The sequence below is a fragment of the Rhodococcus zopfii NBRC 100606 = JCM 9919 genome (assembly GCF_001895025.1).
In the GTDB taxonomy this organism is placed as follows: Bacteria; Actinomycetota; Actinomycetes; order Mycobacteriales; family Mycobacteriaceae; genus Rhodococcus; species Rhodococcus zopfii.
Genome location: NZ_BCXI01000023.1, coordinates 23,443 through 49,127 on the forward strand (window position 1 = coordinate 23,443; position 25,685 = coordinate 49,127).

A 25,685-nucleotide genomic window follows, 5' to 3' on the forward strand; every position below is an offset into this window, starting at 1 on the left:
AAGAACGCCCCTGACCGATGTTTCCACTGGTCAGGGGCGTTTTCCCTGGGGGTGAGTGACGGGACTCGAACCCGCGACAGCCAGGATCACAACCTGGTGCTCTACCAACTGAACTACACTCACCATCGCATCCGCGATCGGCCGGGGCCGGTTGCGACTGCGATTGAAATAGTAGCCTGCTTTCCCGGAATCGACGAATCGCCTGGTCAGGCCGGTCCTAGATCCTTCACGACGGCGGTGATGTCCGCAGACGACGGTCCGGGGGGCGCGACGAACGCGGTACGCCGGTAGTAGCGCAGCTCCCGGATGGACTCCTTGATGTCGGCGAGTGCGCGGTGGGACAGTCCCTTCGCCGGCTGACCGAAATAGATCCGCGGGTACCAGCGCCGGCACAGTTCCTTGATCGAGCTGACGTCGACCATGCGGTAATGCAGGTAGCTGTCGAGCTCCGGCATGTCCCGGGCGATGAACTGCCGGTCGGTGCCGATGGAGTTGCCGGCCAGCGGGGCGGTGCCCGCCTCCGGTACCTGGGCCCGAACGTAGTCGAGGACCAGCTTCTCGGCTTCGGCCAGCGTGACCGTCGAGCGCCGCACCTCCTCCGTCAGCCCCGACCGCTCGTGCATCTGCTGCACGACCTCGGGCATCGCGGCCAGCGCGTCGTCGTCGGCGTGGATCACGATGTCCACACCCTCGCCGAGCACGTTGAGGTCGCTGTCGGTCACCAGCGCGGCGATTTCGATGAGTTTGTCGTTACCGATCCGCAGACCGGTCATTTCGCAATCGATCCATACAAGTTTGTCCTGCACGAGAGTACAGAGTAGTCAGGCGCGTGAGCGGGTTAAGGTCTGCGGGGGAAACCGACGCCGGAAGTGCTGGTTCGAGGAGAGCTGAACATGACCGTGGATCCGACCCCGTCCGGCGAGGCGCTGTCCGCTGCCGACAAGGCGAAGGCTGCGAAGGCCGCCGCCGAGGAAGCCGCTCGCGTCGCCGCCGAAGCCGCGGCTGCGGCCGAACGCGCCCAACGTGAGGCGGATGCGGCTGCCGCGGTTGCCGAGGCCACGTCGGAGAGCGGACCGGCCGAGCGGGCCGAATCCGAAGGCCCGGCCGCGGAGATCGCCGCGGGTTACGCCTTCTCCGGCGCCGCCCTCGAACTGGGCACCGTCGTGCACGAGGGCGTCGTCGATCCGACCGCCCGGGTCCGGATTCCCCTGGCCATGATGAATCGGCACGGCCTGATCGCCGGCGCGACCGGTACGGGCAAGACCAAGACCCTGCAAGGCATCGCCGAGCAGCTGTCCGCCGCCGGCGTGCCCGTGGTGATGGCCGACGTCAAGGGCGACCTGTCCGGTCTCTCCGCGCGCGGGGAGAGCAGCGACGCGATCGTCGGCCGCGCCGCCGAGACCGGCGATGCAGCCTGGTCGCCTGCCGGTTTCCCGACGCAGTTCTTCTCACTCGGCACCGGGGGCATCGGCATCCCGGTGCGCGCGACCGTGACCGCGTTCGGTCCGATCCTGCTGAGCAAGGTGCTCGGCCTGAACGCCACCCAGGAGTCGACGCTCGGGCTGATCTTCCACTGGGCCGATCAGCGGGGCATGGCGCTGCTCGATCTGAAGGATCTGCGGCAGGTCATCGCGTATCTGACCAGCGACGAGGGCAAACCCGACCTCAAGGTTATCGGTGGTGTCTCGGCTGCGACGGCCGGCGTCATCTTGCGCGCGATCGTCAACCTCGAGGCCGGCGGCGGTGACACGTTCTTCGGTGAGCCGGAGATCGACACCGAGGATCTGCTGCGGGTCGTGGGCGGCAACGGCGTGATCAGTCTGTTCGAGCTGGGTTCGCAGGCCGCACGCCCGGTGTTGTTCTCCACGTTCCTGATGTGGGTGCTCGCCGATCTGTTCCAGACGTTGCCCGAGGAAGGCGATCTGGACCAGCCGAAGCTCGTGTTCATCTTCGACGAGGCGCACCTGCTCTTCGCGGACGCGTCGAAGGCGTTCCTGCAGCAGGTCGAGCAGACCGTCAAGCTCATTCGGTCGAAGGGGGTCGGTGTGTTCTTCTGCACCCAGCTTCCCACCGACATTCCCAATGCGGTGCTGTCCCAGTTGGGTGCACGGGTGCAGCACGCGTTGCGTGCGTTCACACCCGACGATCAGAAGGCGCTCACCAAGACGGTCCGTACCTACCCGAAGACGAAGCTCTACGACCTCGAGAAGTCGCTGACCTCGCTCGGGATCGGTGAAGCGATCGTGACGGTGCTGTCGGAGAAGGGTGCCCCGACACCGGTGGCATGGACCCGGATCCGTCCGCCGCGCTCGCTGATGGACACCATCGGCGACGACGCGATCCGCGTTGCCGCCCAGGGCCATCCGCTGTTCGCGAAGTACGGGCAGACCGTCGACCGCGAATCCGCGTACGAGATGCTCACCGCGAAGGTTGCCGGCGCGCCGAACGTCGATCCGCCGCTGGATGTGCCGCCGCTGCCGGACCTGCCCGAAACGACGCCGGCCCCCCGGGACGAGGGGCCGACGATCGTCGAACAGGTGCTCGGCAGCTCCGCGATGAAGAGCTTCCTGCGGTCGGCGGCGTCCGCTGCGGGCCGGGAGATCTCCCGCAGCATCTTCGGGACCGGCCGCAGGCGGCGTTAGCCGCCGAGCTTCTTGTAGAAGGTGCCGACGATCGGCGCGACGACGGCGCGCGGGGTGTAGTTTCCCGCGACGGACATGGCCTTGCTGATCAGGCCGGGCACGATGCGCATCCGGTTCTCGGCGAGTCCGTCGAGCGACACCTTCGCGGTGTGTTCGCTCGAGATCCACAGGAAGTCCGGGACGAGCTTGTCGACGATCGACGCATCGGCAGGATCGGGGGTCTCGGTGCGGACGGGGCCGGGTGCGAGCAGGGTGACGTTGACGCCGGTGCCCTTGAGTTCGCCGCGCAGCGACTCCGAGAAGGTGTTGACGAACGCCTTCGTCGCGGCGTAGGTCGCGTTGTTCGGGATCGGCATGTTGCCCGCGGCCGAGCCGACGTTGAGGATCGCGCCGGACCGTCGCGCGACCATCTGCGGCAGGACCGCGAGGGTGAGGTCGTGCACGGCCACCGCGTTGAGTTCGACCTGCGCGCGCTCGTACGCGGGGTCCAGCTCGGACACCGGTCCGAACGTGGCGATGCCGGCGTTGTTGCACAAGATGCTGATGTGGCGGTCGGCCAGCTCCTCGACCAGCTTCGTGCGGGCGTCGCGGTCGGACAAGTCGCAGGCACGGACCTCGACGGTGACGCCGTGAGCCTGGCGGAGTGTGGTGGCGAGCTCTTCCATCACCTCGCCGCGCCGTGCGACGAGGATCAGCGAGTGGCCGCGCGCCGCGAGTTCGGTGGCGAGCGCCTCACCGATGCCGGAGGAGGCGCCGGTCACGACCGCGCGGGCGTCTGGGGTGGGGTTCGGCAGAGTCACGGTGGATCAGCCTAGCCGCCGACCGGAACCGTTCGCCGTGTCGTCCGAACCAGTTTCCCTAAACAGGGAGGTTGGTCGGTATTATTTGCAGGGCAGGTTGCGAAGCGGCGCCGACGCCCACAAGGCCCGGTGCGGTAGAACGAAGTGAGGGATCGTGGTCACAGCTGTCACGGACGGTCGAACAGCCCGGGCGGAACGCACCCGCCGGGCGGTGGTCGAGGCACACATCGAGCTGCTGCGGGCGGGCATGCTCAAGCCCACCGGTGCGCAGGTCGCGGAGCAGGCCGGTGTTTCGCTACGAGCGCTGTGGGTCAACTTCAGCGACCTCGACACGCTGATGGCATTCACCGGCGCGGAGATGCTGCGACGTCAGGACGAGCTGTTCGTGCCGGTGCCGCCGCACCTGCCGCTGGCCGAACGGATCGACGGGTTCTGCCGACAGCGCGCGCGGCTGCTCGAGTTCGCCGCCCCGTACGCGCGGGCGGCAATCCTGCGCCAGCAGTTCTCCGAGGAGCTCAGGCGTCACCGGCTGCGCCACATCGCGCGGGTCACCGACGAGGTGAGGATCCTGTTCGCCCGCGAGTTGTCGGCCCTCGACGAGCGTCGGCGCGTGCGCCTGGTCTACGCACTCGGTGCCGCCGCGACGTGGGGATCGTGGGCTGTTCTGCGCGATGAACTGCAGCTCGGGGTCGACGAGGCCACCGCGGTGCTGCGGCAGTCGGTGACCTGCCTGCTGGCCTGCGTCGCTGTCTGAGGAACGTTCAGATCCGATCGGCGAGCCGGGTGCCCTGCTCGATCGCGCGCTTCGCGTCGAGCTCGGCGGCCACATCGGCACCGCCGATCACGTGCGTCGTCACGCCCGCGGCGACCAGTTCGTCGGCCAGGTCCCGCACCGATTCCTGACCCGCGCACACGACGACCGTGTCGACGGCCAGTACCCGGGGGTCGCGCCGGTCGGTCCCGAAGCTGATGTGCAGGCCGTCAGCGTCGATGCGTTCGTAGTTCACCCCCGACAGCTCGTGCACCCCCTTGTGCTTCAGCGACGCCCGGTGCACCCAGCCGCTCGTCTTACCGAGCCTGGCGCCGATCCGGCCGGGCGATCGCTGCAGCAGATACACCTCGCGCGGTGACGGCGACGGCTGCGGAGCGGTCATGCCGCCCGCCGTGTCCTCGTCGTCGCAGACACCCCATTCTCGCTTCCACGCCGCGAGCTCCATTGCGGGGGAGGTGGTGTGGGTGAGGAACTCGGCGACGTCGACGCCGATGCCGCCGGCGCCGATCACCGCGACCCGCGTGCCGATCGACGCTTCGCCGCGCACCGCCTGCGGGTACGACAGCACATTGGGCCGGTCGATCCCCGCAATGTCCGGGACGCGCGGCCGTACGCCGGTCGCGACGACCACGTCGTCGAATCCGGTCAGGTCGGCGACGCTCGCGCGGATCCCGAGTCGCACGTCGACGCCGGTCAGCTCGAGCTGCCGCGTGAAGTATCGGAGGGTCTCGGCGAACTCCTCCTTACCGGGGATGAGCCGAGCGATACCGAACTGGCCGCCGATACGGTCGTCCGCTTCGAACAGGGTGACGCGATGCCCGCGTCGGGCGAGGTTCACCGCCGCGGCCAGCCCGGCCGGTCCGGCCCCGACGACCGCGACGGTCCTGCTCCGGCGGGTGGGGGAGAGCAGCAGTTCGGTCTCGCGGCCGGCGCGCGGGTTGAGCAGGCACGAGACGTGCTTGTTGACGAACGCGTGGTCGAGGCACGCTTGGTTGCAGGCGATGCACGTGTTGATCTCGTCGGCGGCGCCGGCAGCGGCCTTGCGCACCCAGTCGGGATCGGCGAGCATCGGCCGCGCGAGCGAGACGAGGTCGGCGCGGCCGTCGGCCAGGATTGCCTCGGCGGTCTCGGGCATGTTGATGCGGTTCGATGCGGCGACCGGAATGCTCACCTGCTTGGCGAGTTTCGCGGTGACATCCACGAATGCGGCACGGGGAACGGAGGTGACGATGGTCGGCACCCGGGATTCGTGCCAACCGATGTCGGTGTTGAGCATGCTCGCCCCGGCGTCCTCGACTTCCTGTGCGAGCATGACGATCTCGTCCCATCGCTGGCCGCGTTCGACGAGGTCGGCCATCGACAGCCGGAACGAGATCACGAAATCCGGGCCGGTGTTCTCGCGGACGCCGCGGACGATGTCGACGGCGAGGCGGCGGCGCTTGGCCGGGGTGCCGCCCCACTCGTCGGTGCGCCGATTGGTCCGTTCGGCGAGGAATTGGTTGATGAAATACCCTTCGCCACCCATGATTTCGACGCCGTCGTATCCGGCTTCCTGGGCGAGCCGGGCGCACCGCACGAACGCGCGGATCTGTCGGCGGACACCCCACGAGGTGAGCTTGCGCGGCCGGAACGGGTTGATGGGTGCCTTGATCGACGACGCCGACACGCTCAGCGGCCAGTAGCTGTAGCGGCCGGCGTGCAGGATCTGCAGCAGGATCCGTCCGCCCTCGGCATGCACGGCGTCGGTGATCCTGCGGTGCCGGCGGGCCTCGATGCGATTGGTGAGTTTGGCGCCGAAGGGCACCAGCCATCCGGTCCGGGTGGGGGCGTAGCCGCCCGTCACGATGAGTGCGACGCCGCCGCGGGCGCGTTCGGCGAAGTACGCGGCCAGCTTGCCGGTGTTCGCGGCGCGGTCCTCGAGCCCGGTGTGCATCGAGCCCATGATCACCCGATTGGGCAGCGTGATCGGTCCGAGGTCGAGCGGGGACAGCAGGGTGGGGTAGCGGTCGGTCACGGCAGGTCCTGTTCCGAAGGGGGAGTGAGGGTGTCGATCATGTCCTGGCACCAGTCGCGGAAGCCCTCCTCGACGCGGATGCCGCCGCGCAGCACCAGATATTGGTGCAATGCCGGGCCGCCGGGCGGTGGGGACTCCGGGAAGTCGCGTTTTTCGATCAGCCGGTAGACGTCGAGTCGGGCGGCGTGGGCGTCGCGGTGGCGGGTGATCTCGGCGAGCAGATCGGGCAGCGTGTCGGGGCGCGCGGCGCGGACCTTCACGGCGAGTTCGCTGCGCAGGTGGTCGGGTTCGGACGGGGTGGAGATCCAGCGGTCCAGTTCGGCGTGGCCTGCGGCGGCGACGCGGTAGACCTTCTTGTCGGGGCGGCCGTCCTGCGCCACGGTCTCGCAGGTCACCCAGCCGTGCTCCTCCATACGCCGCAGCACCCGGTAGATCTGCTGGTGGCTGGCGCTGTGGAAGAACCCGATGGACTTGTCGAAGCGGCGGGCCAGCTCGTAGCCGGATCCGCTGCGCTCGTCGAGAGCGACGAGCAGCGCGTGTTCGAGTGCCATGAGGACAGTATGCAACTAGGTGCATATGCAATCAAGTGCAGTGCGATCCGTGATCTCGGATTCGAGGTGATCCGCTGGAACTGGGCGGAGCTCGACCACCACGCCGTCGTCGTGCAGCGGTTCGAGCGTGCGTGCGCACGTAGACGACGAGCCCGACGGTCGGCACACCGGAATATCGGTGCGCCAACCGTCATGCGGACAGTTCCGAGAGAGCCGGTTTAGGCTGCGGGCATGAGCGCACACACGGCCGCGCCGGCGGGGATCGGAACGGCGACGACGCGACGGCAGGTCTTCGCGTGGGGCCTGTGGGACTGGGGGTCGGCCGCGTTCAACGCGGTGATCCTCACGTTCGTCTTCTCGGTGTACCTCACCGACGCGGTCGGCGACGACCTGCCCGGAACCGTCTCGGCGAGTACGTGGTTGGGCTGGGCTCTGGGCATCGCGGGGTTCGTCATCGCGGTCACCGCGCCGATCTCAGGGCAACGTTACGACGCCACCGGCCGTCGCAAACGGTCCCTCGCGGTGCTCACCTTCGTCACCGTGGCGGCGATGGCCGGGATGTATTTCGTGCGCGACGACTACCACTACCTGTGGCTCGGGCTGGTGCTGCTCGGTGTCGCCTCGGTGATCGCCGAGCTCGCGCAGGTCCCGTACAACGCGATGCTGCGCCAGATCTCCACCGAGGACAACATCGGGCGTGTCTCCGGATTCGGTTGGTCCATGGGCTATTTCGGCGGCATCGTGCTGCTGCTGTTGTGCTACACCGGTTTCATCGCCGGGGACGGCGACACCCGCGGGTTCCTGGCGCTGAGCACCGACAACGGCACCAACATCCGGTTGGTCGCGCTGCTCGCGGCGGTGTGGTTCGCGGTCTTCGCGATCCCGGTGCTGATCGCGGTGCCCGAACTGCCGCCGACCGGCGCCGATCCGGGCGCCGAGAAGGGCGGCATCGCCGACGCGTACCGGGTGCTGGGGCGCGACCTGCGAGAACTGTGGGTCGCGGACCGTCGCACCATCTGGTACCTGGCCGCGTCGGCGTTGTTCCGTGACGGCCTCGCCGGGGTCTTCACGTTCGGTGCGGTGCTTGCCGTGACGGTCTACGGCATCGGGACGGGCGACGTGTTGCTGTTCGGCGTCGCGGCCAATGTCGTGGCCGCGCTGGGCGCGCTCGTCGCCGGGCGTATCGACGATCGGGTCGGCCCGAAGGCGGTCATCGTCGTCTCGCTCGCCGCGATGATCGCCGTCGGCGGTGTGCTCCTCGTCGTGTCCGGGCCGGTGATGTTCTGGATCTTCGGGTTGCTGTTGTGCCTGTTCGTCGGACCCGCGCAGGCGTCGGCGCGGACGTTTCTGGCGCGGATCACCCCGCCGGGCCGGGAAGGGCAGATGTTCGGGCTCTACGCCACCACCGGCCGGGCCGTGTCGTTCCTGGCGCCGACGTTGTTCGGATTCTTCGCCTGGGGGTTCGGCGCGGACCGCGCAGGTATCGCCGGGCTCCTCGTGGTGCTCGCCGTCGGACTGGCGGCGCTGCTGGCCGTCCGGGCACCGGAACCGCAGGTCAGCCCTTGAAGTAGACGAGCTGATGGGTGGTCGCGAGCAGTTCGCCGTCGCTGCCCCACAGTTCGGCGGTTTGGTCGAAGTAGCCCTTGCCGAAGCGCTGCGAGCGCGCGGTCCCGAGCACGGCGGCGTCGGATTGCCGGCCGAGGGCGTCGGCATCGGCATGGAAGTACACCGTCAGCGACACTGTGCCGGCCGGCATGTACTGCCCGCGGCGCAGGAACACCCGTGGGAAGAACACATCGCACAGCGAGGTCAGCGCGGCAAAGTCCAGCGGCCGCGGCGGTGTGTCCCGCACCCACAGGGTGGTCGTCGAATCCGGGCTCTCGCCGGTCTCCGGGCCGGGCACCGCCCCCTGGACGAACCGCATCTCGTAGTTGCGCTACCAGGTGATGAAGTCCGGCAGCGTATGCGGGGCAACATCTTGCGCCGGGGGTGCGTCCGGCGCGACGGCTTCGGTCGAGGACCAGGTCTCGCGGCGCGTGCCGAAGACCGCGGTCGCGGTGGTCGAGACCGTCCCGTCCTGCGACAGTTCGATCGACCAGTGCTGGGTGGATCGGTTGGTGCGTACCGGGCGCGCGACGATCTCGAACTCGCCGTAGGACACCGGGCCGCAGTAGTTGATCGTGAACGAGAGCGGCTCCCCGAGTACCTCGGGGTGCTGCTGGACCGCGCGCAGCAGGGTCGCCGCCGTGATGCCGCCGAACGGTCCGACCATGTTCGCGTATGCCGGATGCGTGCGGCCCGTGTAGCGGTGCGCGTCGACGGCGAGGAGGGAGACGGCGTCGTCGAAGACGTGGGTACCGTCGTCGAAGACGTGGGTGTCCCCGGAGGTATCGAGTTCGGTCACGGTGCACTCCTGACGTCCTGGCGCTGGGCTTCTAAGTATGACAACATACATAATTCGCGAGGGCAATCCCGCTCGGATCGAGGGAGGGTGCAATGGCACGGCGGCAGGATGCGACGGCGGGGCCGCGCGCGGCGATGACTGCCAGCGCCGTGGCCCTGATCCGGCAGCGCGGGGTGGCCGCGACGTCGTTCGCCGACGTGCTTGCGCACAGCGGGGCACCCCGAGGATCGATCTACCACCATTTTCCCGGCGGCAAGACCCAGTTGATCGACGAAGCCACCCGCTCGGCCGCCGACCAGTTGACCGGCAGGATTCAGCGGATCCTGGACTCCGCCGACACCGTCACCGCGATCCGGTCGTTCGTGGATCTGTGGCGTCACGAGCTCGAGGCCACCGGCTACGTCGCGGGCTGCCCGATCGTCGCGGCGGCGTTGGGCACCGAGGCGTCCGCCCGCGACCTCGCAGGGCAGTCGTTCGCGCGCTGGAGCGAGATGATCGCTGCGCGGCTCGTCCGGGACGGAGTCGCCCCGGTGCGCGCGGCGACCCTCGCGACGATGTTCGTCGGCGCGCTCGAAGGCGGACTGATTCTGGCGCAGGCGCAGCGCAGCGCGGCGCCGCTCGACGCGGTCGTCGACGAACTCGAGTTGCTGTGCCGTACCGCGGGGGCCGTGACACCGGCCGAGTGATGGAGGCGGTCGGTCACCGCCCGACGCGCGCTCGGATCGTCTCCGCCAGCACCGCGGGTTCCTCCTCGGGGACCCAGTGGCTCACATCGTCCAGGACGACGAATTCATAGTCGGCTTCGGCGAAGTCACCGCACCGTTCGGCGCCGGCCCGGCCGACCGCGACGTCGGCGGTACCCCATACGTAGGTGGTGGGCACCTTCACCGACGGAAGGTCGCGGAAGTCCCGGCGCATCGCGCGATACCAGTTCAGCGCCGCGGTCATCGCGCCGGGCTCGGCGAGGACCCGGACGTATTCGTCCACGGCGTCCCGGTCGGGTCCCGGGTGGTACATCGCGCGCAGCCGCCGGGCGTTGTCCCCGAGCAGCGCCGATTCCGCCTTGCCCTCCATCCGGAACAGATTGATGTACGCGGAGCGCGCCTGCTGGTCGGCATCGTGCTGCAGCGCCCAGCTGTAGGCGCCGGGGTGCGGCACCGACACTGCGGTGAGCGTGCGGACGCGGTCGGGATGATGGGCCGCGAGATGCCAGCCGACGACGGCGCCCCAGTCGTGCCCGGCGACGTGTGCCGCCTCGATACCGAACCCGTCGAGCAGGCCGAGGACGTCGCCGACCAGCTCACCGACCGCGTACGCGGACACCTCGGTGGGGCGGGCGCCGGGGGAGTATCCGCGCTGATCGGGGGCAATGACGTGCAGGCCCGCGTCGGCCAGCAACAAGCCCGCCGGTTCCCAGCTGCGCCCCGTCTCGGGAAAGCCGTGCAGCAGGACGAGCGGGGTCCCGTCCTCGGGGCCGGCGACGCGGACGTCGAAGGTGAGGTCGCCGAGCGCGACCCGGCTGATCTCGAACATGGCGCCACCGTACGGTGTGCGGTTCATCCGTGGGCCGATTTCCACACGCCCATGCCGAGAATGATGAGGCGCATCTGCTTCTCGCCGCGGGTGATCACCGCGGCCTCGTCCGGCCCGCCCGGCGTTTCGACGGTGACCAGTTCGACGGCGACCTCGAGCAGTGCGACGACGAGCAGCGAGGCGGCCATTTCCAGATCGTCGTCGGCCCAGTCGCCGAGGCCCGGCATGCCGCTCAGATCGTGCGCGAGTTCCCCGGTGAGCAAACGCAATTCGTCGTTGACGGCGCGGGACACCTCGGACAGTCCACCGTACCGCTCGCGGGCGAGGAAGCGGAAGGAGGACTTGTGGGTGCGGATCTGCTCGACCAGTACGGCCAGGGACGCGCGAGCGTTGTCGCCGGCGCTGCGGGCACGGCGGGCGTCGCGCAATACCTGCCGCAGCACGCCCATCGTGTCGGCGGCCAGGGTGACGCCGAGTTCGTCCATCGACGCGAAGTGGCGGTAGAACGCGGTGGGGACGATCCCGGCCTCGCGGGCGACCTCGCGCAGGCTCACCGCGGAGAAGTTCCGATCGGCCGACAATTCGAGTGCGGCGTCGAGCAGTGCGCGGCGGGTGCGTTCCTTGCGGGCTGCCCGAGTGGTGGGTTCGGGGACGGGGACGGGGGCTACGGACACGGACTCGAGTCTAGGCAGCGCGGCCTCCAGGAATCGAATATCGGTGTAACGGCGATCACATACGTGTTGACAGGCGGCGGGTGGGTGCTGCAACACTAATTGAGTGTACAAGTGTGCACTTAAATTGGATCGGTCGGGAGGTCCCTCCATGGTCGTCTCACCACACACCCGCCCCACCGCGTCGCGTCGCACCGCGAGCGCGCTCACCGGCGCCCTGCGGCTGATGTCCTGGCCGCACCACCCGGATCGCTACCTCGAACTGCTGGATCCGCTGCTCACGACGCAGAGCACGCGGGCCCGGATCGTCGACGTCGACCGCACCGTCCCGGAGATGGTCACGCTCGAGTTGCGTCCGGCGCGCCGCCGTCGTTTCGAATCCGGTCAGCACATCCGACTCGGCGTCGTCGTCGACGGCGTCCGGCACGCCCGCTGCTACTCGCCGTCGAATTCGCAGCACGACGACCGGCTCGTTCTCACCGTGCGGGCCCACCCGGACGGTGTGGTGTCCCGCTACCTGCACGAATCCGCCGCGCCGGGTGACGTCGTCGACATCGGCCCCGCCGCCGGCGACTTCGTCCTCCCGCCGGTCCGCCCGGACCGGCTGTTGCTCGTCAGCGGCGGCAGCGGTATCACTCCGGTGCTGTCGATGCTGCGCACTCTCGTCGACGAACGGCACACGGGCGCAATCACCTTCCTGTACTACGCGCACACCGCCGCCGACGTGCCGCAACGCGCGCGGCTCGACGAACTCGCCTGCCATGCCAACGTCGAGGTCGTCCTCGCCTACACCCGCGGGGACGGCGGCCACCTGCGCGGCCGGTTCGGCCGCGAACACCTCGACGCCGTCGTCCCGTGGTTCGCCGACACCACCACCTACGCCTGCGGACCGGCGGGGCTGACCGCGCACATCCGCGAGGTCTACCGCGATATCGGCGCCGAACACCTTTTGCGTACCGAGGAATTCACCCTTCCGGTCGTTGCCGACGCGGGCGACGCCACCGGCGAGGTCAGCTTCACCGCATCCGGCGTGGTCGCGGACAACAGCGGGGCCACCCTGCTGAATCAGGCCGAGGCCGCCGGCCTGGCGCCCGATCACGGATGCCGCATGGGCATCTGCCGCACCTGCACCGCGATCCGCCGATCCGGGTGCACCCGCGACATCCGCACCGGCGAACTCGACGCCGCACCCGACACCCGCATCCAGATCTGTGTGAATGCGCCGGTCGGTGACGTCGCGGTCGATCTCTAGAACGTTCCGAAACCTTTGGAGGACATCATGTTCGGATTGTCCCTACCGTCGATTCCATTCCTGCCGTTCCTGTCCGGAGGTTGCGAACCCGATCCGGAACCGGTGATCCTGCGCCGCGATCAGGTCGAGGAGATCGGCCGCGAACTCGACGCCCTGCGCGACCGCACCGTCGCCTCGCTCGGCTCCGAGGACCGCGAGTACATCTACCGGGTCATCAAGGCGCAGAGGGGATTCGAGGTGGCCGGGCGCGGCCTGCTGTTCCTCGGATTTCTGCCTCCGGCGTGGATCGCCGGGGTCGCTGCACTGAGCGTGTCGAAGATCCTCGACAACATGGAGATCGGGCACAACGTCATGCACGGCCAGTACGACTGGATGCGCGAACCCGAACTGAATTCGAGTGTCTTCGAATGGGATACGGTGTGCCCGTCGGATCAGTGGCGACACTCGCACAACTACGTGCACCACACCTACACCAACATCCTCGACCTGGATCGCGACATCGGATACGGCATCCTGCGCATGGACCCCGCCCAGCCATGGAAGCCGTACTACCTGGGCAACCCGCTCTACGCCACGGCCCTGATGGTGCTGTTCGAGTGGGGCGTGATGTTGCACGACGCCGAAGCCGACCGTCTGCTGTCCGGCAAACGCGACATCCGCGATCTCGGCCCACTCGCGCGTGGCTGGTGGCACAAGGCCGGCCGGCAGGTGCTCAAGGACTACGGCGTGTTCCCGCTGCTCACGGGCCCGCTGTTCGTCCCTACCCTGCTCGGCAACGCCACCGCGAACCTGGTGCGCAACGTGTGGGCGTTCTCGGTCATCTTCTGCGGGCACTTCCCGTCCGGCGTGCAGTCGTTCACGCAGGAGGAGACCGCCGACGAAACCCGCGGCGAGTGGTACGTGCGCCAGTTGCTCGGCAGCGCGAACATCACCGGATCGCCGCTCATGCATCTGATGACCGGCAACCTGTCCCACCAGATCGAACACCACCTGTTCCCGGATCTGCCGGCCCGCCGTTACCCGGAGATCGCGCCGCAGGTGAAGGCGCTGTGCCGGAAGCACGGCCTGCCCTACAACACCGGGGGACTGCTCCGGCAGGTCGCGTCGGTGTGGCGCAAGATCTTCAAGCTGGCCCTGCCGCCCACCTGGGTGTCCGAGCCGCGCGAGACCGCGGTCGTGATCGAGCGCCTGCCCCGTCCCGAACCTCGGATCCTCGACGCCGAGACCGACGACGAAGAGCACCGCGCCGACACTCCGCGTAGTCTCGCCCACAACACCGTCTGAGGGGGAACGCATGGTAGGACGCTTCGAGCGGAACAAGGACACGGTGCAGGAGATGACCGAATCCGCCGCCACCCACGTCGGGAACATCGCCGGCATCATCACCGGTGCCGTGCGCGACGTCACCCGCGAGATCGGCAACTGGATCTCCGACGGCATCGAGATGCGGGAGGCCGCCCGCAAGGCCCGGCTCGACCACGACGAACCCAACGATTGACCTGCACCGACGCGAAAGGCCCGCTCGAACGAGCGGGCCTTTCGCGTCGACAGCGGTGGATCAGATGACACCCAGGGCGAACATCGCGTCGGCGACCTTCACGAAGCCGGCGATGTTGGCGCCGTGGATGTAGTCACCCGGCTTGCCGTACTCGGCGGCCGTCTCGACACACGTGCTGTGAATGTCGCGCATGATGCGGGCCAGGCGCTCGTCGGTGTAGTCGAAGTGCCACGAGTCGCGCGACGCGTTCTGCTGCATCTCCAGCGCAGAGGTCGCCACACCACCGGCGTTTGCGGCCTTGCCCGGTGCGAACGCGACACCGGCGTCACGGAAGACGGCGATCCCGCCCGGCGTGGTCGGCATGTTCGCGCCCTCGGCGACGACCTTGACACCGTTGTTGACGAGCACCTTCGCGGAATCCTCGTCGAGCTCGTTCTGGGTGGCACACGGCAGCGCGATGTCGCACGGCACGTTCCAGATGTTGCCGCCGGAGTAGAACTCGGCGTCGCCGCGCTCCTCGACGTACTCGGAGATGCGGCCTCGGCGGACCTCCTTGATCTCCTTGAGCAGGTCCAGGTCGATGCCGGCCTTGTCGACGATGTAACCCGACGAGTCCGAGCACGCGACCACCGTGCCGCCGAGCTGGTGGATCTTCTCGATGGCGTAGATCGCGACATTGCCCGATCCGGAGACCACGGCGGTGCGGCCCTCGAGGGTACTGCCGGCGGCCTTGGCCATCTCGGCGACGAAGTACGCCGCGCCGTAGCCGGTGGCTTCCTTACGCACCTGCGAACCACCCCAGGTGAGGCCCTTGCCGGTGAGGACGCCGGACTCGTAGGAGTTGGTGAGGCGCTTGTACTGGCCGAACAGGTAGCCGATCTCGCGGCCGCCGACCCCGATGTCGCCGGCGGGCACGTCGGTGTACTCACCGATGTGGCGGTGCAGCTCGGTCATGAAGGACTGGCAGAAGCGCATGATTTCCTGCTCGGAGCGACCCTTCGGGTCGAAGTCCGAGCCGCCCTTGCCGCCGCCGATGGGCAGACCGGTGAGCGCGTTCTTGAAGATCTGCTCGAAGCCGAGAAACTTCACGATGCCGAGGTTGACACTCGGATGGAAACGCAGGCCGCCCTTGTAAGGGCCGAGCACGCTGTTGTACTGCACGCGGAAGCCGCGGTTGACGTGAACCTGACCCTGATCGTCGATCCACGGGACCCGGAAGATGATCTGCCGCTCGGGCTCGCAGAGCCGCTCGATCAGCCCGGATTCGAAGTACACGGGGTGCCGATCGAGCACCACGTGCAGGGACTCGAACACCTCCGCCGCGGCCTGGTGAAATTCGGGTTCACCTGCGTTGCGAGCCTTGACCTGCTCGTAGATTACTTCGATGCGGTCCGAGGTCGACACGCCCACCTACCTGACTGTGAGAACACTGTTACATGACGTTTACCCAGTGCACTATAGGCCGTAATAACGCTCATTCACCCATGAGGTGCCCAGGTGGGAGAAAAGACACAGTGCGAACCGCGCCGAAGAATCACCGCAGGTGACGGCGCCGAATCGGATTTTCCGCGCATTCTCCCGCCCTCGCTTCTCCTCACCGGCGTCGGTGAGGGGCGGTGACGGCCACCCCGGACCGGATACGCCGTGACGTCGCGCTGCCGGGGGCGCCGCTCGCCGGCGACCTCGATCAACTGGGCGAACGCGGTCACGGCTGCCGCCCGGCCAGCCTCGCGGCGAGTTCCGCCCGGCTGCCCGCGCCCGTCTTCGCGTACACCGACTTGAGGTGGTCCTGCACGGTGTTCGAGCTGATGTGCCGGCGACGGGCAATCTCCGCCGTCGACAAACCGGCCAGTACGTCGGTGCACACGTCCCGTTCGCGCGCGGTGAGCGCGTACGCCGCGAACAGAAGATCGGTGAACTCGTCGGCCGGGGCCGGTTCGACGGTGACCACCGTCCGGCTTTCGTCGCCGTCGGTGACCAGCGCGGTGGCGCGCACCAGGACCCAGAATCCGCGCCCGTCGCTGATACGGGCCCGGAAGACACCGGAAGGACTCGATCGTGCCCCGAACGTGGCGGCGCGCAACAGCACCGCCAGGCGCACCGGACCGGCCAGCCGGTCCTGCCAGTAGCGGGCGGCCGCGGTGAGCGCGACAGGTTCGCCCGAGGGATCGGTCAGCACCACCGCCGGCCCCGGATCGTTCCCGGGTCGCTGCCGCAGCGTGTGCACGGCGGCGGCGCGCGTCGCCGCGGCCAGCGCCGGGGCCACCATCGTCAGGAACTCGAGGTCCCGATCGCTGAAGTCGGATCCGGAACGCACGAATCCTGCTGCACCCCAGCAGTAGCCGTCGACGGTGAAGGCCACCCGCAACTCCCGGTCGAGTCCGAGCGGGTGCCACACGGCACCGTGCCGCAGACTGTGCGCGACGTCGGTGGCCGGCAGATCGGACGCCCGGACGACCGTCCGACCGCTGCGGGCGACCTCGGCAAAGGTCGCCGGATCGTGACCGCCGCATTCGGATTCGGCGAGCAGCGGTTCGTACTCGCCGGGGATGCGGTTGCGTCCGCTGGTCATCGAACCGAACGTCAATGTCTGCGGATCGATCAGCGCCCAGCACGTCAGGTCGCTGCGCACGGTGCGATCGACCAGTTCGATGGCCCGTTCGTGCAGTTCGGTGACGCCGGCGCCCGTGCCCGCCAACGCGAGGATGTCCCGGCGCAGCCGCTCTGCCCGCACTTCGAGCATGGGCTCAGTATGCGCTGGTCCCGCGCGGTCCGGACATCCCCGAATCCTGGGATGTCCCGCCGGTCCCGGCCGGGCCTAGCGTCGCGGTATGTCAGGGTTTCATCTCGAACGGTCCGGTGCGGGCGTGCGGCTGTCGCTGCCGGACGCCGTCGTCACGGTCCTGTCGTCCGCCGACCACACCGGCGGAGCCTACGAACTCATGCTGGTGGAGGCGCCCCGAGGAGAACCGCCGCCGATGCACGCGGAATCCTGGGCCAAGACCTACCACCTGCTGCACGGCCGCATCCGGGTCCGGGCCGGCGACGTGAGCCGCGATCTCGCGCCGGGCGATTCCTGCACCTTCGCGCCGGAGACGATGAACACCTTCTCGGTGCTCACCGCCGACGCGGTATTCCTCCTCGTCAGCGCAGGGACGGCGATGGGCGGCTTCTTCGCCGACCTCGACGGTGTGCTGCGCGAACAGCACTCCCCGGCGGAGTTGCCTGCGCTGCTGGCTCCCCTGGCCGACCGGCACAACATCCGCTTCTCGGAAGCCGGTGGATCGTCATGATCGTCCTCGCCCAGGTAGCGGCCCTGGTCGCCGGCGGAGTACACCTGCTGGCCTTCGTGTGGGAATCGGTTCTGTTTCTCCGGCCCGGCATCCACCGGGACCTGTTCCGCGTCCCCACGCAGGACGTCCCGGCGGTCCGGATGTGGGCCTTCAACGTGGGTTTCTACAACCTGTTCCTCGGCTCGGGCGCGATCGCCGGGGTGGTCCTGTGGTGGGCGGGCCGCGACACGCCGGGCCGCACCCTCGTCATCTACACGTGCACGTTCATGTTCCTGGCCGGAATCGTGCTGTTCGTCTCGGACCGGATGGCGATGAGCAGACCGCGCGGGTCGGGTGTGGTCGGCGCGGTGTCCCAGTCCACGCCGCCCCTGGTGGCGCTCGCGGCACTGCTGGTTGCCTAGCAGGAAGGTCGGAGCCGGGCACGAATGGTCTCCACGAGCGCGACGAGCCGATCGTGGTGTGACCCCGCCCAGAAGATCCGGCCACAGCCGGTGCAGCGCCGGAAATCGTCGTAGTACCGGCGGGTCAGGGGCTCGAGCTGATCGAGAACCTCCGTCTTGGGTACTTCCACGAGCGGCTCGTTGCAGCGCAAGCAGCGGGTGAAGGGCGCGAGCCGGCCCGCCAGATCGAGCCGCCGCACGACCTCGACGACCTGTTCGATCGGATCGGCCGCGTGGACGTAGAAACCGTGGCTGATCACCTTGCGGGCGAGCAGTCCGCGATCGCGGGTCAGCAGGATGCGCTGGTCGTCCGCACTGATCCGTGCCAGCGTCGAGTCGTCCGCAGTCGGCGACCAGCTCACGTCGAACCCGAGCAGGCGCAGATAGCGGGCCAGTTTGCCGACGTTCACGTCGGCGACGAACCGCGGGTCGCGCAGCGGCGCCGGCCGCAACCGTTCGATCGGTTCGATGCCCAGTGCCTCGAAGACCGGATACACCGCGATGCGGGCGCCGGTGCGTGGCCGGTACGCGAAGTCGACCGGTTCACCGTCGACGACGATCAGGTCGATCTCCGTGTGCGGGATGCCCATCGCCTCGGCGATGTCCTTGACGGTCTGGTGCGGGCGGAACGGCCGGCGCGAGGCGACGCCCCGGGATTCGGCGTCGACGAACGCATTGAGCTCGGCGTACGCACGGACCTCCACGAAACCGGTCACAGGAGTCATGGTCCGGCCGTGGTGCGTACTCATGCAACCTGCCCCGCACGGCGTCGACCCCGTGGACCCGCTCGGGCGTCGGCCATCCGCTGTGACGATCACCAGGGAAATGACTGACCACGCCGCGGATACCACCGCGACCCGCCCCGAGATGCCGATGCGTCCCGGTCACCGGAATGCGAGATTGACAGTAGGCAGTCCGCGACGTCGAATCCGGCGACCCAGTCCGCGTAGAACCGCAGGAGCCCACATGACCGACGTCGTCAGCCTCTACGTCAACGACGGCCTGCCCGAAGAGGAGATCGCGCGGCAGGCGGCGCTGTACGGGCCGCTGGCCGAGGACATCCGTGCGCTGATCCCGCTCGGCATCTCCAGCCGAGCCGACGACGACGAGATTCGCCGGGCTCGCGAACACCTCGCGGCGGCCACGGAGATCCTCGAGCGACGACGCGATTCGGGGCCGTTCGGGACCCGGTTCAACGATGCGGGTCATTTCCGTACCTGGGGTAACGCTGCGGCGGGGCTCCGCAACGCGGTGGCCCCGCCGCTCGAGGTCCACACCGACCCGGACGGGCGGGTGTGGACGGACTTCCACCTGCACATCGGCTACGAGGGGCCGGCCGGCCACACCCACGGCGGTGTCTCCGCGCTCGTCCTCGATCAGGTTCTCGGCGACGCGGCCCGGGTCGGCGGCTCACCCGGCATGACCGGCACCCTCACCCTGCGCTACCGCAAGCCGACCCCGCTCGGCGACCTGCACGCCGAGGCGAAACTCGACCGCATCGAGGGTCGCAAGGCGTTCGTCACCGGCTACATCGCCGGGCCCGACGGAATCTGTGTGGAAGCGGAGGGCATCTTCATCGCCCCGCAGTGGATCGCGGACGCACGGGCCAAGTTCGAAGCGCAGGACTGAATCCGGAGGGTGCGGCCTGCCGTCGCGCCGATCGGTTCCCTTGTCGGAGTCCATCTGTCGGGGTCAATCGTCGAGCCGCTCGGCTGTCAGGATCGCCGCCTGCAACTGCTCGAGCAGTGCCCGGGCCTGCGAGAGGTCGAGCGCGACACCGATGCCGTCGAGAAGATCGAGCACGACGGTGGGTCCGTTCGCGCGTGCAGTGACGGGGTGGTCGCCGGTCTTGTCGGTCACGTGCGGATCCTCTCGTCAGGCGGAGCGCGGTTTCCGGTTCCAGTGTGCCGTGACGAACTACCGTGGGGAGCCGAGACGAAAGAGTCGCGAGATGAACAAGACCGTGCTGCTCACCGGGGGAGGACGCGGACTCGGGCGCGCCACCGCCGACAGGCTCGCCGCGCGAGGACATCGTGTTCTGCTCACCGCGCGGACGCGGGCCGCCGCCGAAGACGCCGTCGCAACGATACGGCGACAGAATCCGGGCGCTCGACTCGAGCCCCGCTGGGCGGACCTTTCCTCCCTCGACGAGGTGCGCTCCTTGGCCGCGGCGGAAGTTGCCCGCGGCGAACCGATCGACGTGCTGTTCCACATCGCCGGAATCCTGCAGACCAGCAAGGAACGCCGGCTCACCGTCGACGGTTACGAGGAAACGCTGGCAGTCAATGCCCTGGCTCCGTTCCTGCTCACCGCATTGCTCATGCCTGCTCTCGAGTGCTCCGCGTCCGCGCGTGTCGTCACCGTGAGTTCGCGGCTTCACCTGCCCGGATCCCGTGGCGCACCGGTCGACTTCGACTTCGCCGACCCGCAGCTCGAACACGGCTACCACCCCGACAGGGCCTACAAGAACTCCAAGCTGGCGGTCCTGTGGTTCACCTACGAACTGCAGCGCCGCCTGGCGGGTCGTGCGATCACGGCGAATGCCGTGTGCCCCGGCTTCGTGCCCAGCACCGCGGCCGCAAGCACCCGCGGTCTCGAGCGGTTGTTCATGGCGTACGTGCTGCCGCACATGTCTTTCGCCACCTCGGTCGACGCGGCCACCGATTCGCTGGTGTTCATGGCGGTCGACCCGGCGCTCGACGGAGTCGGCGGCAAGTTCTTCGGTGAGCGCCACGAACTCGAGTCGAGCCCGCAGTCCCACGACGTCGCGCAGGCCCGCCGGTTCTGGTCGATGGCCGAGCGTCTCACGGGCCTCGCGTAGCCGGCCTTCCCGGTTTTCCACACGCGGATCTCACCGAACCGGAACTCATCGTTGGCAAGTTGTCGGTTCGACACGACGGAATCCGTCGTCGCCGTGTCAGAAGGTGTCGTTGATGGTAATTCGATCGTAGGCGGTGGGAAAATTGTCGGCACTGATGCAGTTCAGCGTCGTCGTCTGACCGACGGGGATCTGTTCGGTACTGCAGTCCACCAGCGCGACCACCTCGTTCCCGCGCATGAACTTGACTTCGACGAGTGCTCCATCACGCTCGGTCCGATTGTTGGTGACTTTCAAGCCTTCGATCCGAACATCACCGAACGAGTCCTGGGAGACTTGCCATCCCGATGCGTATCGGAACCCCGACACGTCGAAACCTTGGCCCTCGACGATGGTCAGCGGATTGTCGGACCCGCCCGGTGCGGCATCCTCGGCTTCCGCGGTTTCGATTGCCTCGTTCACTTCGTTGGCAGCGAATCCGAGGAACGCCACGCATCCACCGATCACCAACACCACCATCGCGAGTATTGCGAGGAGAATGTTCCGAACTGTGTGGGATTTGTTGGGGGCCGGCACCGGATGCGGTGGGCCGGTTTGAACCCTGTCGGTCCATGACGTTCCGTCCCACCAGCGCACAACACCGGACGGGTCAGGATAAAATCCCGGCGCGGGCTGCCGAGCACCCGGATTCTGGGACATCGCGATACCCTCCCGCACGTGCTGGGCGCGTCAACGCGTGGGCTTTCTTTCCGGCAGAGCGTAGCGCGGTGATCGGCCGGATACGCCGGATTGTATGAGGTTCGGTCTCGGGCGGGACAAGGGACGAAGGGCATCCGACCCTGTCTGAATCACCGTCGTCCGGTCGGCGCGAGAACCGCAGCACCGGGGTGGGTCACTCGGCTGAACTCGGCCGGATCGTCGCTGTCGAAAGACAGGTCGAGACCGATTCGGTGGTGCCCCCGGCAGGATTCGAACCTGCGACCTAGAGATTAGAAGGCTCTTGCTCTATCCACCTGAGCTACGGAGGCGCGAGGAGCATCGTATCCGCTGGGCTCCTCATCGGGAATTTCGGGCAGCCCGGCTGCGGGGACGGGCCCGGGCCGGCGCGGCCGATCGAGCCGGGATCGCCCGATTCTCCTGCGGGATCCGGGCGCGAGGATACACTTCGCAGGTAAGTGGATGTGAGGTGTTTCACATGCAGGTGCCTGGGTCATTCGAGTACGAACGCGCCACGGGAATCGACCACGCGATCGCGCTGCTGGACAAATTGGGCGACGAGGCGCGGGTTGTCGCCGGCGGGCACAGCCTGCTGCCGATGATGAAGTTGCGGCTGGCAAACCCCGAATTCTTGATCGACATCAACGACCTCGCGGGCGAGCTCGGCTATATCGACGTCGATGACGACGCTGTGCGGATCGGCGCGATGGTCCGCCACCGGCAGCTGCTCGAGTCCGATGAACTCGCCGCGGTCTTTCCGATCTTCCGCGACGCGGAGAAGGTGATCGCCGATCCGATCGTCCGCAACCGCGGCACGCTCGGCGGGTCACTGTGCCAGGCCGACCCTGCCGAGGACCTGTCGACGGTGTGCACCGCGCTCGACGCCACGTGCGTGCTGCGCGGACCGTCCGGAACCCGGGAACTGCCGCTGGCCGCCTTCCAGCTCGGCCCCTACGAAACCGCCGCCGCGAGCAACGAGCTTCTCGTCGAGATTCGTCTGCCGCGCCACGGCACCGGATCCAGTGCGTACGCGAAAGTCGAACGGCGCGCGGGGGACTGGGCCATCGCGGCCGTCGGGGCGGCGGTGTGGATGAACGGCGGGACGATCGAGCAGGCGCGGGTCGCGCTCACCGCGGTGCGGCCCGACCCCGACGCGCTCGCCGAACTCGGCGAGTTCCTGCGTGGCGCCGAGCCTTCCGAAGATCTGTTCCGTGAGGCCGGGACGAGAGCCGCCGCCGCATGCAACCCCGACGCCGACCAGCGCGGAACCGCCGAATACAAGCGTCATCTCGCGTCGGAACTGACCGTACGCACGCTGCGCCGTGCCATCGAACGGATCGTCGCTGCCGAAAGGGGCTGAGCTCATGCAGGTTTCGATGACGGTGAACGGACAGCCGGTGACCGCGGAGATCGAACCTCGAATGCTGCTCGTGCACTTCCTACGAGACCAATTGGGGCTCACCGGAACCCACTGGGGATGCGACACCAGTAACTGTGGCACCTGCGTCGTCGCGGTCGACGGTGAACCCGTCAAGTCGTGCACGATGCTCGCCGCGATGGCGGGTGGGCACGACGTCCGCACCGTCGAAGGGCTCGAGAAGGACGGCGTGCTGGACCCGGTCCAAGAGGGGTTCATGCGGTGTCACGGGCTGCAATGCGGTTTCTGCACGCCGGGCATGATGATCACCGCGCGCGCCCTGCTCGACCGCAACCCCGATCCCGACGAGTCCACCATCCGCGAGGCGATCTCCGGCCAGATCTGCCGCTGCACCGGCTACACCACCATCGTGCGCTCGGTGCGCTGGGCCGCCGAGCACGCCGCTGCCGAACAGCTCACCGACTCCGAGGGGGCAGTGTCATGACCGCCGTCGAACCGGACCGGAAGAATCCGGAGACCGTCGACAACGAGACCGTCGACAACGACCGGACGCCGTGCGGGCACGGCCGGATGCTCCGCAAGGAGGACCCCCGCTTCATCCGCGGTCGCGGCAACTACGTCGACGACGTCCAACTGCCCGGCATGTTGCATCTGGCGATCCTGCGGGCCCCCGTCGCGCACGCGACGCTCGTGAGCATCGACACCACCGCCGCGCAGGCGCACCCGAAGGTCAAGGCCGTGATCACCGGCGCCGACCTCGCAGGCAAGGGCCTGGCCTGGATGCCGACGCTGTCCAACGACGTGCAGGCCGTGCTGGTCACCGACAAGGTCCGGTTCTTCGGGCAGGAGGTCGCGTTCGTCGTCGCCGAGGACCGCTACTCGGCCCGGGACGCGCTCGAACTCATCGACGTCGAATACGAGCAGCTCGACCCGGTGATCGATGTCCGCCGTGCACTCGCACAGGACGCGCCGGTGATCCGCACCGACCTCGACGGCAAGACCGACAATCACTGCTTCGACTGGGAGACCGGCGACGCCGCCGCCACCGACGCCGCGTTCGCGAAGGCCGACGTGGTGTCCCGGCAGGAGATCGTCTACCCGCGCGTGCACCCGGCGCCGATGGAGACCTGCGGGGCCGTCGCCGACCTGGACCGCGTCAGCGGCAAGCTGACCCTGTGGTCGACCAGCCAGGCCCCGCACGCGCACCGCACCCTGTATGCGCTGGTCGCCGGGCTGCCCGAACACAAGATCCGGGTGATCTCCCCGGATATCGGCGGCGGTTTCGGCAACAAGGTGCCGATCTACCCGGGATACGTGTGCGCGATCGTCGCGTCGCTGCTGACCGGCAAACCCGTCAAGTGGATGGAGGATCGCAGCGAAAACCTGATCAGCACCGGGTTCGCCCGTGACTACGTGATGGTCGGGGAAATCGCCGCCACGAACGACGGCCGGATCCTGGCGGTCCGCACGCAGGTCCTCGCCGACCACGGCGCCTTCAACGGCACCGCGGCACCGGTGAAGTACCCGGCCGGATTCTTCGGGGTGTTCACCGGCAGCTACGACATCGAGGCCGCCTACTGCCACATGACCGCCGTGTACACCAACAAGGCACCCGGCGGTGTCGCCTACGCGTGCTCGTTCCGCATCACCGAGGCGGTGTACCTCGTCGAGCGGCTCGTCGACTGCCTCGCGTACGACCTCGACATGGACCCGGCGCAGCTGCGGCTGAAGAATCTGCTGCGCCCCGAGCAGTTCCCGTACACCAGCAAGACCGGCTGGAAGTACGACTCCGGGGACTACGCGACGACGATGCACAAGGCCATGGACCTGTTCGGCTACGACGATCTGCGCCGCGAGCAGGCGGAGCGCCGCGAACGCGGCGAGGTGATGGGTATCGGCATGGCGTTCTTCACCGAGGCCGTAGGAGCCGGGCCCCGCAAGGACATGGACATCCTCGGGCTGGGCATGGCCGACGGCTGCGAACTGCGTGTGCATCCCACCGGCAAGGCCGTGGTGCGGCTGTCGGTGCAGTCACAGGGCCAGGGGCACGAGACAACGTTCGCGCAGATCGTCGCCGAGGAACTCGGCATCCCGCCGCAGGACATCGACGTCGTGCACGGCGACACCGACAACACCCCGTTCGGGCTCGGCACCTACGGGAGCCGCTCGACGCCGGTCTCGGGCGCGGCGGCCGCGCTGGTCGCCCGCAAGGTCCGCGACAAGGCGAAGATCATCGCGTCCGGGATGCTCGAGGTGTCCGTCGCCGACCTGGAATGGGAGAAGGGACGCTTCCACGTGGCCGGCGACCCCGACGCCGCCGTCACGATCCAGGACATCGCGATGCGCTCGTACGGCGCCGGCGACCTACCGGAGGGTGTCGAGGGCGGGCTCGAGGCCCAGATCTGTTACAACCCGGAGAATCTCACGTACCCATACGGCGCGTATTTCTGCGTCGTGGACATCGACCCGGGCACCGCACAGGTCACCGTGCGGCGGTTCCTCGCCGTCGACGACTGCGGCACCCGCATCAACCCGATGATCATCGAGGGCCAGGTGCACGGCGGCATCGTCGACGGCATCGGGATGGCGCTGATGGAGATGATCGAATTCGACGAGAACGGAACCTGTCTCAGCGGTTCGTTCATGGACTATCTGATTCCCACCGCGCTGGAGGTGCCGCGCCTGGAGACCGGGTTCACCGTCACCCAGTCGCCGCACCACCCGATCGGCGCCAAGGGCATCGGTGAATCCGCGACCGTCGGGTCCCCGCCCGCCGTCGTCAACGCCGTCGTCGACGCCCTGAAACCGTTCGGTGTCCGCCATGCGGACATGCCGCTGACGCCGTCGCGGGTGTGGGAGGCGATGCAGGGCCGGGCGACACCACCGATCTGACGGGGAGCGT

25 protein-coding genes, 2 tRNA genes and 1 pseudogene are annotated in these 25,685 nt (G+C 68.3%); 14 read left to right on the forward strand and 14 right to left on the reverse strand.

Annotated features, from left to right (window positions below; all coding sequences use genetic code 11):
• Positions 1-46: 46 nt before the first annotated feature.
• Positions 47-124, reverse strand: a tRNA-His gene (locus RZ1_RS15725).
• 82 nt (positions 125-206) lie between these two features.
• On the reverse strand, positions 207-806 hold the full coding sequence (gene orn / locus RZ1_RS15730; protein WP_072813307.1) for an oligoribonuclease: 600 nt from the start codon (positions 804-806) through the stop codon (positions 207-209).
• 87 nt (positions 807-893) lie between these two features.
• On the opposite strand from orn, the gene RZ1_RS15735 reads away from it, so the two are divergent.
• Positions 894-2,642 carry a helicase HerA-like domain-containing protein gene (locus RZ1_RS15735; protein WP_072813309.1) on the forward strand — a complete coding sequence of 583 codons (1,749 nt, stop codon included), beginning with the start codon at positions 894-896 and terminating at the stop codon, positions 2,640-2,642.
• Here the strand turns inward: RZ1_RS15735 and cmrA are convergent.
• Positions 2,639-3,442 (reverse strand): mycolate reductase, encoded by an 804-nt coding sequence (gene cmrA / locus RZ1_RS15740; RefSeq protein WP_072813310.1) that lies wholly within the window; start codon positions 3,440-3,442, stop codon positions 2,639-2,641. The genes RZ1_RS15735 and cmrA overlap by 4 nt on opposite strands.
• Positions 3,443-3,596: 154 nt before the next feature.
• On the opposite strand from cmrA, the gene RZ1_RS15745 reads away from it, so the two are divergent.
• Positions 3,597-4,196: a TetR family transcriptional regulator gene (locus tag RZ1_RS15745; protein WP_072813313.1), complete on the forward strand. Its 600-nt coding sequence runs from the start codon at positions 3,597-3,599 to the stop codon at positions 4,194-4,196.
• Positions 4,197-4,203: 7 nt separating this feature from the next.
• On the opposite strand, the gene RZ1_RS15750 is transcribed toward RZ1_RS15745, so the two are convergent.
• Positions 4,204-6,228, reverse strand: coding sequence for an NADPH-dependent 2,4-dienoyl-CoA reductase (locus RZ1_RS15750; protein WP_072813315.1), 2,025 nt, complete (start codon positions 6,226-6,228; stop codon positions 4,204-4,206).
• Positions 6,225-6,779 carry a PadR family transcriptional regulator gene (locus RZ1_RS15755; RefSeq protein ID WP_072813316.1) on the reverse strand — a complete coding sequence of 185 codons (555 nt, stop codon included), beginning with the start codon at positions 6,777-6,779 and terminating at the stop codon, positions 6,225-6,227. Before RZ1_RS15755 ends, RZ1_RS15750 begins: the two co-directional genes overlap by 4 nt.
• A gap of 231 nt (positions 6,780-7,010) precedes the next feature.
• On the opposite strand from RZ1_RS15755, the gene RZ1_RS15765 reads away from it, so the two are divergent.
• Positions 7,011-8,345 carry an MFS transporter gene (locus RZ1_RS15765; RefSeq protein ID WP_072813318.1) on the forward strand — a complete coding sequence of 445 codons (1,335 nt, stop codon included), beginning with the start codon at positions 7,011-7,013 and terminating at the stop codon, positions 8,343-8,345.
• Here the strand turns inward: RZ1_RS15765 and RZ1_RS15770 are convergent.
• A pseudogene (locus tag RZ1_RS15770) lies at positions 8,335-9,183 on the reverse strand (acyl-CoA thioesterase). The gene RZ1_RS15765 and the pseudogene RZ1_RS15770 sit on opposite strands and share 11 nt — an antisense overlap.
• 92 nt (positions 9,184-9,275) lie before the next feature.
• Here RZ1_RS15770 and RZ1_RS15775 point away from each other — a divergent pair.
• On the forward strand, positions 9,276-9,869 hold the full coding sequence (locus RZ1_RS15775; protein ID WP_072813320.1) for a TetR/AcrR family transcriptional regulator: 594 nt from the start codon (positions 9,276-9,278) through the stop codon (positions 9,867-9,869).
• Positions 9,870-9,882: 13 nt separating this feature from the next.
• Here RZ1_RS15775 and RZ1_RS15780 read toward each other — a convergent pair whose 3' ends face one another.
• Positions 9,883-10,716 (reverse strand): alpha/beta fold hydrolase, encoded by an 834-nt coding sequence (locus tag RZ1_RS15780; RefSeq protein ID WP_072813428.1) that lies wholly within the window; start codon positions 10,714-10,716, stop codon positions 9,883-9,885.
• Between the two features lie 23 nt (positions 10,717-10,739).
• Positions 10,740-11,390 (reverse strand): TetR family transcriptional regulator, encoded by a 651-nt coding sequence (locus tag RZ1_RS15785; protein WP_238071771.1) that lies wholly within the window; start codon positions 11,388-11,390, stop codon positions 10,740-10,742.
• Between the two features lie 148 nt (positions 11,391-11,538).
• Between RZ1_RS15785 and RZ1_RS15790 the strand changes: the two genes are divergently transcribed.
• Genes RZ1_RS15790 through RZ1_RS15800 form a run of 3 tightly spaced genes read left to right on the forward strand, consistent with a single transcriptional unit; the run spans position 11,539 to position 14,137 of the window.
• Positions 11,539-12,639, forward strand: coding sequence for a ferredoxin reductase (locus tag RZ1_RS15790; protein WP_072813322.1), 1,101 nt, complete (start codon positions 11,539-11,541; stop codon positions 12,637-12,639).
• Between the two features lie 27 nt (positions 12,640-12,666).
• Positions 12,667-13,923, forward strand: coding sequence for a fatty acid desaturase family protein (locus tag RZ1_RS15795; RefSeq protein WP_072813432.1), 1,257 nt, complete (start codon positions 12,667-12,669; stop codon positions 13,921-13,923).
• Positions 13,924-13,933: 10 nt separating this feature from the next.
• Complete coding sequence (locus tag RZ1_RS15800) at positions 13,934-14,137, forward strand: hypothetical protein (protein WP_072813324.1); 204 nt, start codon at positions 13,934-13,936, stop codon at positions 14,135-14,137.
• 60 nt (positions 14,138-14,197) lie between these two features.
• On the opposite strand, the gene gdhA is transcribed toward RZ1_RS15800, so the two are convergent.
• Both gdhA and RZ1_RS15810 read right to left on the reverse strand, forming a co-directional pair.
• Positions 14,198-15,541, reverse strand: coding sequence for an NADP-specific glutamate dehydrogenase (gdhA, locus tag RZ1_RS15805; RefSeq protein ID WP_072813433.1), 1,344 nt, complete (start codon positions 15,539-15,541; stop codon positions 14,198-14,200).
• A 301-nt stretch (positions 15,542-15,842) separates the two neighbouring features.
• Positions 15,843-16,880 (reverse strand): helix-turn-helix transcriptional regulator, encoded by a 1,038-nt coding sequence (locus RZ1_RS15810; RefSeq protein WP_072813325.1) that lies wholly within the window; start codon positions 16,878-16,880, stop codon positions 15,843-15,845.
• Positions 16,881-16,968: 88 nt separating this feature from the next.
• Here RZ1_RS15810 and RZ1_RS15815 point away from each other — a divergent pair, with 88 nt between their 5' ends.
• Together RZ1_RS15815 and RZ1_RS15820 are read left to right on the forward strand one after the other, a co-directional pair.
• Positions 16,969-17,430 (forward strand): cupin domain-containing protein, encoded by a 462-nt coding sequence (locus RZ1_RS15815; RefSeq protein WP_072813327.1) that lies wholly within the window; start codon positions 16,969-16,971, stop codon positions 17,428-17,430.
• A complete protein-coding gene (locus RZ1_RS15820) occupies positions 17,427-17,831 on the forward strand; it encodes a DUF1304 domain-containing protein (protein ID WP_072813329.1) in 405 nt (134 codons plus the stop codon). Before RZ1_RS15815 ends, RZ1_RS15820 begins: the two co-directional genes overlap by 4 nt.
• Here RZ1_RS15820 and RZ1_RS15825 read toward each other — a convergent pair.
• Positions 17,828-18,586: a Mut7-C RNAse domain-containing protein gene (locus RZ1_RS15825; protein WP_072813331.1), complete on the reverse strand. Its 759-nt coding sequence runs from the start codon at positions 18,584-18,586 to the stop codon at positions 17,828-17,830. The two genes, RZ1_RS15820 and RZ1_RS15825, sit on opposite strands and share 4 nt — an antisense overlap.
• Before the next feature lie 250 nt (positions 18,587-18,836).
• Between RZ1_RS15825 and RZ1_RS15830 the strand changes: the two genes are divergently transcribed.
• The gene (locus RZ1_RS15830) at positions 18,837-19,499 is read left to right on the forward strand and encodes a PaaI family thioesterase (RefSeq protein WP_072813333.1); all 663 of its coding nucleotides are present in this window, start codon (positions 18,837-18,839) and stop codon (positions 19,497-19,499) included.
• Positions 19,500-19,562: 63 nt separating this feature from the next.
• On the opposite strand, the gene RZ1_RS30560 is transcribed toward RZ1_RS15830, so the two are convergent.
• The gene (locus RZ1_RS30560) at positions 19,563-19,730 is read right to left on the reverse strand and encodes a hypothetical protein (RefSeq protein ID WP_169917976.1); all 168 of its coding nucleotides are present in this window, start codon (positions 19,728-19,730) and stop codon (positions 19,563-19,565) included.
• Between the two features lie 91 nt (positions 19,731-19,821).
• Between RZ1_RS30560 and RZ1_RS15835 the strand changes: the two genes are divergently transcribed.
• Positions 19,822-20,691: an SDR family NAD(P)-dependent oxidoreductase gene (locus RZ1_RS15835; protein ID WP_072813334.1), complete on the forward strand. Its 870-nt coding sequence runs from the start codon at positions 19,822-19,824 to the stop codon at positions 20,689-20,691.
• Between the two features lie 96 nt (positions 20,692-20,787).
• On the opposite strand, the gene RZ1_RS15840 is transcribed toward RZ1_RS15835, so the two are convergent.
• Complete coding sequence (locus tag RZ1_RS15840) at positions 20,788-21,387, reverse strand: DUF2510 domain-containing protein (protein WP_083583730.1); 600 nt, start codon at positions 21,385-21,387, stop codon at positions 20,788-20,790.
• Between the two features lie 252 nt (positions 21,388-21,639).
• Positions 21,640-21,716, reverse strand: a tRNA-Arg gene (locus RZ1_RS15845).
• Between the two features lie 167 nt (positions 21,717-21,883).
• Here RZ1_RS15845 and RZ1_RS15850 point away from each other — a divergent pair.
• The 3 genes from RZ1_RS15850 to RZ1_RS15860 are packed head-to-tail and all read left to right on the forward strand — an operon-like array spanning position 21,884 to position 25,675.
• Entirely contained in the window at positions 21,884-22,765 is an 882-nt protein-coding gene (locus tag RZ1_RS15850) for an FAD binding domain-containing protein (RefSeq protein WP_072813338.1), read from the forward strand.
• Positions 22,766-22,769: 4 nt separating this feature from the next.
• On the forward strand, positions 22,770-23,267 hold the full coding sequence (locus RZ1_RS15855; RefSeq protein ID WP_072813340.1) for a (2Fe-2S)-binding protein: 498 nt from the start codon (positions 22,770-22,772) through the stop codon (positions 23,265-23,267).
• A complete protein-coding gene (locus RZ1_RS15860) occupies positions 23,264-25,675 on the forward strand; it encodes an aerobic carbon-monoxide dehydrogenase large subunit (RefSeq protein WP_072813342.1) in 2,412 nt (803 codons plus the stop codon). The genes RZ1_RS15855 and RZ1_RS15860 overlap by 4 nt, the downstream gene beginning before the upstream one ends.
• Positions 25,676-25,685 lie beyond the last annotated feature (10 nt).